Origin of the sequence: Phormidesmis priestleyi BC1401, assembly GCF_001650195.1 — a bacterium.
Lineage (GTDB): Bacteria > Cyanobacteriota > Cyanobacteriia > Leptolyngbyales > Leptolyngbyaceae > Phormidesmis_A > Phormidesmis_A priestleyi_B.
Genome location: NZ_LXYR01000125.1, coordinates 1 through 3,958 on the forward strand (window position 1 = coordinate 1; position 3,958 = coordinate 3,958).

3 protein-coding genes are annotated in these 3,958 nt (G+C 54.7%); all 3 read right to left on the minus strand.

Annotated features, from left to right (window positions below; all coding sequences use genetic code 11):
• Window positions 1-115: 115 nt before the first annotated feature.
• On the minus strand, window positions 116-2,170 hold the full coding sequence (locus A8707_RS25665; RefSeq protein ID WP_068820246.1) for a hypothetical protein: 2,055 nt from the start codon (window positions 2,168-2,170) through the stop codon (window positions 116-118).
• Between the two features lie 287 nt (window positions 2,171-2,457).
• Window positions 2,458-2,841 (minus strand): class I SAM-dependent methyltransferase, encoded by a 384-nt coding sequence (locus A8707_RS29370; protein ID WP_197485076.1) that lies wholly within the window; start codon window positions 2,839-2,841, stop codon window positions 2,458-2,460.
• On the minus strand, window positions 2,838-3,958 hold a 1,121-nt coding region (locus A8707_RS25675), incomplete at its 5' end, for a glycosyltransferase family 2 protein (protein ID WP_068820248.1). The genes A8707_RS29370 and A8707_RS25675, both read right to left, overlap by 4 nt.

Sequence of the window (3,958 nt, forward strand, 5' to 3'; positions counted from 1 at the left end):
TTATTTCACCTTCCTTTTTTTATCCATCCTTTTGCTTACACAAAAAAGCCCTGACGTGATGGAGTCAGGGCGAGTGTTGATGGGGTTGAGTTAAACTCAATGCCAACTTACAAAGCTACGGGAACGCCGTATCGGCTTCATTTTGACTGGCGTTGTGGCGATCGCCCTTGCCAAGTCTTAGCCTCAGAGCCATAGCACCGTCTACGCAGGCAAGCAGTGTGAAAAGCAGCTTGAGCGGCAACAGGGGCGCTAAGTAACCCAGGTTCATCGCTGGGAAGGAGGTGACATCAATGAGTGCCAGCAGTAAAAAGCGCGCGACGACCGCCAGGAGTAAGCTGCTCACGACTGCGTAGAGGGGTGTTAGCGGCATCACGCGACAGCCTATCAGACGCAAGCACCATAAACCCAAGGCAAGGCACTCAGCATACGGCAGCAGGAAACCGATGACTTGATTGACGGCGGCGTATGCACCCAGTTTGCGCTCATTGGTAGTTGGGAGTTCGGGTAGGATTGGCTTCACACTGTCCAACCAGAAGTAAGCATCGTCTGTCCCGTCGCTATGGGAAGCCCCTTTTAGCAGATCAACCTGTTTCACTGCACGCCCTCCCACATCGGTAAACGCGAGCGAGCAGGTTTTACAGCAGACATCCAGTTGAAAGCGGCTCATGCTTAAGGCTGGGTTATGAAAGAAGCTCGCCAGATCAGGCGAGGGTAACCGGGTTTCCAGGAGATAGTCTTCTGACCAACCCACTTTGGGTTGCTCTGGTCTGATCCCAAAGCTGGGTCGACCAAACCAGCCCATCACATCTAAATGCTTAAACTCGGACTGTCGTGGGCAGTTAATGATCCGCTGTGGCGTGGTTGCTGTACGTGTGAGTGATGCCATCAGGTCGCTGCCCACGCGATCGCTGCCGCTGGGAGCTACTTGTGACCACGGATTGAGCTGTTCAAGCTTGACTGACACCTTTATCCCAGACCAGAGCGCGCGCGGTAGTGCCTGCCAATGCTCTGGTCTGAGGGGCGGTGAGGTGCCTGTGTGTGGTTTGGTGCATTGAAGCTGCTTCATGTCGCAGAGGCGGTTAACTTCGTTTGCCAGATCGCTATAGAACTGCATGGCTCGTGGGGCTGTGGTATAGCCCGCTCTGACGACCGCATCCCGGAAGGACCACACAAACCAACCGCCTGCATAATCGCCACAGGTTGAAGGGTAAAAGGGACAACTAAATGAACTCCAGCCCTTCACGGTGGCGGGGTCGTCCAGGGCTGCCTGCAACTGTCGAAAGCTGGGGCTTTGAGCGTAAAGCTGCTGCCGTGCGGCATGGGGAACGGGGATATGGGCATCCCAAGTAGCGGCTTTGACTCTGGTGAGTGACCCATAGGCAGTGCCAAACTCGTTTGAGAGCAGCTCGCTCCGAGCTAGAAACACGCCGTAATTGGCATAGTTGAGGCACGCGACGCACAGCACGCAGACACTACAAAGGAGTAGGCTCAAGCCGAACATCCGGCTGCGCCCAAGTACGGCTTTCAAGCTGCGGCTCTGACGATATTGGCTCACGGCACCAATGACGAACAGGAGCAGCAGGCTTGGCACTAACCAAAGACCTTCTTCCCGCGTGAGCCAGAAGGCGGCACTACTCAAACCGAGCAGGGCAGCGTGAGCCGCCGTCCGCTGGGGCGGGACTCGTCCGAGTAGATGCGCCATGCCCAGCACGCCACCTGCAAAGAAAAACACAGTCAGGCTGACATAGAGACTTTCTCGGACAGTTCGATTCAGGCTAAAAGCGACAGGCTGAAAGGCGTATAAGGCATAGATGAGGATCAGCGGCCAGCGTGGTTGACGGTAGAGGTAGGTTAGTGCGTAGAGAAACGTCAAACCTGCCAGACAAAACAAGACTTGCTCAGCCACTAACAGTGGGAAGCCCAAGACGTTATTGACCGCCATGAACAGCGGGAAGAACGGTCCCTTAATGAGTGTGTATTGGTTGTAGTCTCCAAGCCAGTGACCTTGCAACAGGTCCAGTGCACGGTTGACAAACAGCCGATCATCATGAACGGCGGCTGGAATAGCAAAGAGATCGCGGTTGGCACCCAGGAAAATCGCCAGGAGCGTGATGCCGCAAAGGTAAAAGAAGAAAGTCTGACGTTTTAACGGGGCTGACTTGAATGTCATGGGTGAGGGTTCTGAGCGTAGATAAAGAGATTGGAGGTCAGTCCCAACAGCCGATAGTGCTGACTATGCAGCTTCATTGTGTCGGGAAACAGTGCTGCCAATGACCGCTGATCCAGGAGATTGAGGTTGCTTTCCTGTGCCCAAAAGTCCTTTCTTAACCACCGTAAGAGGCGACGGAAGAGGGTAGGGGGGAACCAGTGCAGGAGCGGTAGCAGGGTGTGGAACTCCACCGGGAACCAGCGGTTCGGGGTGGCAACACAGACCTGTTTCCCGACACGGCAGAGTTCCTACACAAAGGCTGTTTGCTGCTCTCGCGCACCGACATGCTCAATGACAGCAAAACTCACCACAAGATCAAAGCTCTGGTCAGGAAAAGGGAGCGATCGCCCATTGGTCTGGATGAACGTGATGCCGGGGTGTAGAGTTTCCAGAAAGCTGGCATCCTCCATCCCTACGGCTGTCAGTTGCTGGGGATATGGATAGAGTCGCTCAAAGAAGTTAGAGTCCGCACGGCGATCGCAGGTCACGCCCACATCAAGTACCGTCGTCTGTGGGGTTGGCTGCGCCAACTTCATGACATCCCGAAACATCTGTTGGCGGATGTGTAAGGAGAGACGAGTGGCTAAGCCAGCCGCAGAGCCGCCGACATACTTACTTCTAGTCTGTGTCATCGTCGCACCAGTCCCAGGATACTCAGGAAGAAGCTGCTTAGAAACACCTGGGAACCAAGCACAAGGGCAGTCACCGAGGGAATAGTGAGCCGCATCATGGTCGCTGCCTCTAGGGCACCAAAGCCCCCATGCTCCCAGACCAAGAAAGCATTGAGAGAGCCAACGAAGCCCGTAAGCAGTAGTAACGCTCCGAGCAGTAACCCTTTCTCCAGGTCAATGTACTCAAAGAGTCTGAGGAAACGGCGATCTTCTGGTAGGAGTCCTTGGTTGATGGCAAAGAGTTTTGTGAACACGGCGAAATTGACAGTCTGAAAGCCCACAATCACGGCTGCTGCTGCATAAAGCAGTGTGTGGATATCGAATACACCACGAGAGCTAGGGAGTAGCCACAGCCCCACTGATAGACCGACGAGCATGAGTAGCAGTCCAGAATAAAGGAAGAGCCACCGGGGACTGTAGAGCAGGAAAAAGCGGAGACTACGCCAACCATCGCGCCAAGTGCGGAGGTGTGGTGGACGGCTACGACCATCAGGGGAGAGTGTGGTAGGGACTTCAGCGACTCGTAAGCGGTGTAAGCTCGCCTTTGCCACCATTTCTAAAGCAAACTCCATGCCTGTAGAGCGTAGCTGCAAGCCCTGAATCGCCTCACGGCTGAACCCTCGCAAGCCACAGTAGAAGTCATTGCAAGGACTATGGAAAAAAAGCTTTCCCAAGAACGTCAGTCCCGGATTGCCTAAATATTTGTGCAGAAAAGGCATCGCTCCCGGTTGGATGCCGCCCTTGAAACGGTTGCCCATTACGAGGTCATAGCCCTTGCGGAGCTTCTCCACAAACAAGCTCAAGTCACTGAAGTCGTAGCTGTCATCCGCATCGCCCATGATGATAGAGAGTCCACTGGCGACGGCAATGCCGTGGCTGAGTGCGCTGCCATACCCCCGCTCAGGCACATGCACGACTCTTGCCCCAAGCTGTTGAGCGATCGCCTGCGAACCATCGGTGCTCCCGTTGTCTGCCACGATGATTTCGCCATTGATGCCCTCTTGTCGCAAGAACTGTTTTGCTTTGCGGATGCAGGTACCCAGTGTCTCCGCTTCGTTGAGACAAGGTATGACGATGG

Bases quoted from the DNA above. Each gene is read 5' to 3' on its own strand.
- A8707_RS25665 (WP_068820246.1), bottom strand. From the start codon at position 2,170: ATGACATTCAAGTCAGCCCCGTTAAAACGTCAGACTTTCTTCTTTTAC.
- A8707_RS29370 (WP_197485076.1), bottom strand. From the start codon at position 2,841: ATGACACAGACTAGAAGTAAGTATGTCGGCGGCTCTGCGGCTGGCTTA.